This window comes from Pauljensenia hongkongensis (assembly GCF_001746855.1).
Lineage (GTDB): Bacteria > Actinomycetota > Actinomycetes > Actinomycetales > Actinomycetaceae > Pauljensenia > Pauljensenia hongkongensis.
Genome location: NZ_CP017298.1, coordinates 365,326 through 371,614, shown reverse-complemented (window position 1 = coordinate 371,614; position 6,289 = coordinate 365,326). Strand labels below are relative to the sequence as shown.

Sequence of the window (6,289 nt, the reverse complement as noted above, 5' to 3'; positions counted from 1 at the left end):
GGGACACGGGGAAGGGGCTGGACCGCTCGGTGGTGGTGATGATCGATGGGAGGGTGAGGGTCTGGCCGGTGAAGGGGTTGGTGGTGGTGGCGTCCCACTTGGTCGTCAGCGTGATCACCCGCCTGTCGCCCCCGCGGGTGACCTGTTCGTAGTGGTGGGTCAGTCTCGCGTCCTTGTTGCCCCTCCTCCACGGCTCCCCCGCCCGAGCGGTCACCAACGGGGGCGTGGAGTCCCCGAAGTCGTAGGAGTACTGCGACGCCGTCAAGGTGATCGACACTTCGTGTCCGAACAGGGCCGTGGTGTGGGTTTGAGTGGGGCTGGCGGCGTAGACGATGGTGGGCACCCCTGCGTTCGTGTACGACTTCTTGCGCGGCTGCCACGACAGACCCGCCCCCGACACCGGCACCCGCGCCAGCGCGGTGCGCACGATCGTCTCCGTGGACGGTGCCTCCCCCTCACCCCCGCCCTCCTCGTCCGCGGGCTCCTCGTTCGGAGTCTCGGGTGTGGTGGGGGCGGTGCCGGGAACGTACTGGCAGTGCGACGACGCCGCGCCCGCATCCCCCGGCCGCGCCGCAGACCCCGGGATCCCCTCCCGCTCACCCGTGCACACCATCTCCAACGGACCCCCCGCCGCACGCCCACCCCGAGAAGAACCACCACCAGACACGCCAGACCCACCGGACGCCGCCGGAACGTTATCTGCGGGGAAGCTGGTACCCGTTTGAGGGGAGTGCGGTTCCTGCTGACGCGATGAAGCGTCCGAATTCACGCTGGACGTATACGTCCCTTTGAAAACGACGTCATTTCCTGAGACTTGGGTATCGAACGTCGTGTTTTCGGGATCACCTGGAGACTCGGCGAACGAGATTGAGGCGCTCGCTATTGTTAACCAGGCGCAGAAAACGACTACGAGAGGTGTCCTGATGTGTCGTTGAGCGCGCATCTTCAGTTGCTCCCTTCCGCGTCCTGGTCCCGGCCAAGCTCTCGCACGGACCACCGCTGCCCATCCCAGTGGACGAGGATAGTGACTTCGTCGTCGCGCTCTTCGGATGCTTGGAATGCGTTATGGGCGTACAGATCCGGTGTTAACTGGTGAAACGACACGCGAACGCCATAGGTGTCCTCCCCGTAGTTCTCGATGTCGCTGTACCTTCCAAGGGGGTGCGGTACTACGTCCGTGAACTTTGCTCCAGACGCCCATCCTCCTCCGCCGTAAAGACGGTCGATATCGTCTGCTGTTCTCTGGCAGAACTGGCAGTCTGGTGAGCTGAATGCTCTCAAGTACTGGGTGTCCCCGGTGTTCCACGCGTAGGCCACTACCTCGAAGTAGTGCGTCGCGGCGATCTCGCTGGCGTCGTCGGTGAACCGCAGGAGTTCGGCCGGGGCGTCGGGCTGGTGCACTGGGGCGCTGGGGCGCTTGAGGCTTCCGTCGGACTGGACCTGGTAGCCATGGCTCATCCCGTAATCCGGCTCCCCCCGCAAGAACACCACATACGCGCCCACCGACACAGCCGCGACCACCAGAACGGCCAGCACCGCCAGGGCGCGCGCGCCCAACCGCCGACGCGGTTCCTCGTCCACGCCAGTCCCCTTGTACGGGTCGATGCCCCGCGCGCGCAACTCCGCGTCCCGAGCCAACGCCTCACGACGCAACCGCTCCGTGTACTCGCGCACCACAGGCGACATGCCTTCACCGTCATCAACAGTGGGCAAGTCATCGACAGGATCATCAACGGGCAGGTCGTCGACGGGATCGTTGTCGGGCGGATCGTCAACGGGACCCTCAGCAGGCGGATCGCCGACGGCCGCGTTGTCGGTTTCCGGTCCCGGGCCCTGCCTGTCCCCGGCAATGCCCGAGCCGGGCCGGTCCTCGGACAAGAAAGTGTGCGCACCGTCGGACGGGGCGTTCCCGTCAAAGTCGGATAGGGTATGCGCACCACTGGAAGGACTGACCTCAAGAGGTATGGATTCGCTCGAATCGACGCCATTGATCGGCCGCTCCCGGCCGTCACGCCCTCCGGATCGCGTGACGCCGTCGGACAAGGGGGTGTCTTCGACTCCCATGTCGTACCACATCCTCGTGTCAACCCGGGCCACTGCAGTGGCCTGCTTCACTTGCATCCGATGGTAACGCCCCACATGCCCCCAGCGCCAGACCTCCACAATGGTCTGTGCATAACCATCCCACTCGCTACAGGTGGAACCGGGCTCCGAGAGGCGTCCCGGAGCCCCCGTCGTTCCGAGCGCCGATCCCCGCATGGTGCGCGACATCCGCAGGGCCGCCGCCGGAACCCCCACCGTTCCGTGCGCCCGATCCCTGTCAGAACCGCACACAAGGCTCTGAATAACGCAACACCGGAGCGCACACAACGGCGGAATCAAGCCCTTGTGTGCGGCTGCGTGTTGCGGAAATACCACCCTTGTGTGCGTAACTGGGGGAGAGGGGCATCCTGCGCCGGTCAGCGGCTGCCAGGAGTCGTCGGCCAAGTGCGTAACCAAGGAGCGGGAGGCATTCTGCGCCGGAGGAGCGCCGACGTGCCGGGACGGGGAGCTGGGCAGGAGAGGGGCAACCGGCGTTGGCGGACCTCGTCCGGGCTTGCGGGTCTATGGGGTTGAGAGGGGAAGAGAGGGCGTCCTGCGTCGGCGGACCGGCGGACCGGCAGACCGGAGAACCGGAGGACCGGAGGACTGGCAGACCGGAGAACTGGAGAACCGGCGGACCGGAGGCCCGGCGGACCGCAGAGTCAGGGCTCGCGCCCTGCAGCGGAACGCGCCGGAGCTCCCCTGGCGGCCGTCGTCGGCGCGGCGTCGCTAGAATTGGCCCGGCGCGACTTCGAGCACGCCGCGGCCCAGCCCGACAGCGGGCGGTCGGCGCCGAGTGGCGCAGGGAGGAACTCATGGCAGGCGAAGCATTCTTCGGACACGGCAGTGACGACGAGGCGCGGGGCATCCCCGCCGACCTCGTTCCCTACCTGGAGGCCGCCGACGCCCCGGAGGAGGGGGCCGACCAGGCGGAGGAACCGAACGCGGCCGCCGCCGACGACAGCGCCCGGGACGCGGCGTTGCGCGCCCTGGTGGAGAACTCGCTGCTGGTGGGTCCCGACCCGACTATCCTCGCCGAGATCACCGGGGACTTCGACGAGGCGTTCGCCGATGACGCGGACTCGGCCGACGACGCCGATTGGTCTGACGACGCGGACTCGGCTCCTGGGGTCGACGACTCCGCCCGCGCCTCGCGAACCGCGTCCGGCGCCCGCAGCAACGCCACCAGCCCCCACGACGCCGCTCTGGCCGCGGCGGCCGACCAGGTCCAACTGGACGCGCAGGTGCGCCGGATCTACGAGTCCATCGTGGAGCGCGCCCCCGAGCACGACATCGACCCGACACTCGACCGCGTCAAGATGGTCCTCGACATCCTCGGCGACCCGCAGAACGCCTACCCCTCGGTCCATGTGACGGGCACGAACGGCAAGACCAGCACCGCCAGGATGATCGACGCGGTGCTCACGGCCTTCGGCATGAAAGTGGGGCGCTTCACGTCCCCGCACCTCATCGACGTGCGCGAGCGGATCAGCCTGGAGGGCCACCCGATCAGCCGGGAGGGCTTCATCGCCGCGTGGCAGGACGTGGAGTCCTACATCCGCATGGTCGACGAGCGCAACCAGGAGCAGGGCGGCCCCCGCTTGTCGTTCTTCGAAGTGTTCACGGTGATGGCGTTCGCGGCTTTCGCCGACTACCCGGTGGACGCCGCCGTCGTGGAGGTCGGCATGGGCGGCACGTGGGACTCGACGAACGTCATCAGCGCCGGGGTCTCGGTCATCACCCCCATCGGAGTGGACCACGCGCGGTGGCTGGGGTCCACCGTCGAGCAGATCGCCCGTGAGAAGGCGGGGGTCATCAAACCCGGGCAGATCGTCGTCGTGGCGCGCCAGAGCGAGGAGGCGATGGCGGTGCTCGAGGAGCGCGCCCGCCAGGTGGACGCCGTGCTGCGCGTCGAGGGCCGCGATTTCGAGGTGGTGGACCGCCAGATGGGCGTCGGCGGCCAACTGGTGACCGTGCGCACGCCCGCAGCGGTGTACGAGGACGTGTTCGTCCCGCTGCTGGGCGAGCACCAGGCGCACAACGCCGCGGTGGCGCTGGCGGCCGTCGAGGCGTTCATGGGAGGGCGCGCCCTGGACGGGCGGATCGTCGAGTCGGGGATGATGGCGGCCTCCAGCCCCGGGAGGCTGCAGGTGGTGCGGCGCTCGCCGACGATCATCGTGGACGCCGCCCACAACCCGGCGGGCGCGGGCACGCTGCGCGACGCCCTCGAGGAGTCCTTCGGCTTCTCCCGCGTCGTCGGCGTCTACTCCGCGATGGGGGACAAGGACGTGGAGGGCGTGCTCTCGGAGGTGGAGCCCTTCATGGACCACATCGTGGTGACCCGCATGGACGGGGGCCGCGCCGCCGACACCGGCGCCCTGGCGCGCGTGGCGGCGGACGTGTTCGGCCCCGACAGGGTCGACGCGGTGGAGGGCCTGGCGGACGCGGTAGACCGGGCGGCGGCGCTCGCCGAGGCGGGGGCCGGTCCGTCGGACCGCAGCGGCATCCTGGTCTTCGGGTCCGTGCACCTGGCGGGCGACATGCTGGCGCTGGCGGGCAAGCTCCCCGAGTAGGAGCCCGGCGGCCTCCCCTGGGCAACGCCCGAACTCTGGGATTTTCCCGCTGGGCGTGGCACGATTGTCCATGACGGCACTGCACGTTTCATGGAGTTGCGAGGAGGCACAATGAAGAAGCTCGTCAACGACGTCCATTCTGTCGTGCGCGAAACCCTGGAGGGGTTCGCCCTGGCGCACGCCGACCTGGTGGATGTCCACTTGGATCCTGACTACGTCACCCGGCGCACGCCGAAGGACGAGGGCAAGGTGGGCCTCGTCTCCGGCGGCGGCTCGGGGCACGAGCCCCTGCATGCGGGCTTCGTCGGGCTGGGCATGCTCGACGCCGCGGTCCCGGGGGCGGTCTTCACCTCACCGACCCCCGACCCGATCCTGGAGGCCACGAAGGCCGCCGACCGGGGCGCGGGGGTGCTCCACATCGTCAAGAACTACACGGGCGACGTCTTGAACTTCGAGACGGCCGCGGAGATGGCGGACATGGAGGACATCCGCGTCGCCACCGTGGTCGTCAACGACGACGTCGCCGTCGAGGACTCCCTGTACACGGCGGGCAGGCGCGGCGTGGCGGGCACGGTCCTGGTGGAGAAGATCGCGGGCGCCTCGGCGGAGCGCGGCGACGACCTGGACGAGGTGGCGGCCATCGCCACGCGCGTCAACGAGCAGACCCGGTCCATGGGCCTGGCCCTCGGCCCGTGCACGGTTCCCCACGCGGGCAAGCCCTCCTTCGAGCTCGGCGAGGACGAGATCGAGTTGGGCATCGGCATCCACGGCGAGCCCGGCTACCGGCGCGGGAGCATGGAGAGTGCGGATGCCCTGGTGGAGGAGCTGTACCGGCGGGTGAGGGACGACCTGGGGCTGGGCGCGGGCGAGCGCGTCATCACGCTGGTGAACGGCATGGGCGGCACCCCGGGCTCGGAGCTGTACATCTGCCACAGGCGCCTGGCGCAACTGCTGGAGGCCGACGGGGTCGTCATCGAGCGCGCTCTGGTGGGCGACTACGTGACCAGCCTGGAGATGCCGGGCGTGTCCGTGACCCTCACCCGCGTCGACGACGAGCTGCTGGGCCTTTTCGACGCGCCCGTGCGCACGCCCGCCTGGAAGTGACGCGCACCCGCTCGGAAATGGCGGGCGCACTCCTGGAAGCGGCGCCCGCCCGCCTGGAAGTATTGGGCGCACGCGCTCCGGGTTGGGGCGCACCCACGCCGTGATGCGGTGGGCGCGCCCGCTCGGAAGCGGCGCGCCCGGAACGGACCGATGGCGCGGGGCGGGCACAGGGTCCGCCTCGCGCCCCTATGGGAGGAAGAGATGAGTGAACTCGGCGCCGCGTGGGCGCTCGAATGGATGAAGCGCACCCGTGAGCGGGTCGGTGAGCAGCGCGAGCGGTTGATCGACTTGGACCGCCAGATCGGCGACGGCGACCACGGGGAGAACCTGGACCGGGGCTTCGGCGCGGTCGTGGACGCCCTGGGGGCCCAGGACCCCCAGACGGTCGCCGACGTGCTGAAGCTGGTGGCCAAGACCCTGATGTCCACGGTCGGCGGCGCGGCCGGCCCCCTGTACGGGACGGCGTTCCTGCGCGGCGCGAAGGCCGCGGGCGCGGGCGGCCTGGACGGCGCTGGCGCCGCCGGGGTCGT

General features: G+C 69.5%; 4 protein-coding genes and 1 pseudogene. 3 read left to right on the top strand and 2 right to left on the bottom strand.

The window, feature by feature from the left end:
- Both BH719_RS09485 and BH719_RS09955 read right to left on the bottom strand, forming a co-directional pair.
- Positions 1–427 (bottom strand): annotated as a pseudogene (locus BH719_RS09485) (hypothetical protein); the annotation flags it as partial.
- A gap of 518 nt (positions 428–945) precedes the next feature.
- Entirely contained in the window at positions 946–2,121 is a 1,176-nt protein-coding gene (locus tag BH719_RS09955; protein ID WP_009400174.1) for a DUF6318 family protein, read from the bottom strand.
- 776 nt (positions 2,122–2,897) lie between these two features.
- Here BH719_RS09955 and BH719_RS01570 point away from each other — a divergent pair.
- From BH719_RS01570 to BH719_RS01560, 3 genes are all read left to right on the top strand, one after another.
- Positions 2,898–4,655, top strand: coding sequence for a bifunctional folylpolyglutamate synthase/dihydrofolate synthase (locus BH719_RS01570; RefSeq protein ID WP_009400170.1), 1,758 nt, complete (start codon positions 2,898–2,900; stop codon positions 4,653–4,655).
- Positions 4,656–4,766: 111 nt separating this feature from the next.
- Entirely contained in the window at positions 4,767–5,759 is a 993-nt protein-coding gene (dhaK, locus tag BH719_RS01565) for a dihydroxyacetone kinase subunit DhaK (protein WP_009400164.1), read from the top strand.
- Positions 5,760–5,960: 201 nt separating this feature from the next.
- On the top strand, positions 5,961–6,289 hold a 329-nt coding region (locus BH719_RS01560; protein WP_034255490.1), incomplete at its 3' end, for a DAK2 domain-containing protein.

What these genes read in the sequence shown, in the direction of transcription:
- BH719_RS09955 (WP_009400174.1), bottom strand. Translation starts at nt 2,121, where the DNA reads ATGCAAGTGAAGCAGGCCACTGCAGTGGCCCGGGTTGACACGAGGATG.
- BH719_RS01570 (WP_009400170.1), top strand. Translation starts at nt 2,898, where the DNA reads ATGGCAGGCGAAGCATTCTTCGGACACGGCAGTGACGACGAGGCGCGG.
- dhaK (WP_009400164.1), top strand. Translation starts at nt 4,767, where the DNA reads ATGAAGAAGCTCGTCAACGACGTCCATTCTGTCGTGCGCGAAACCCTG.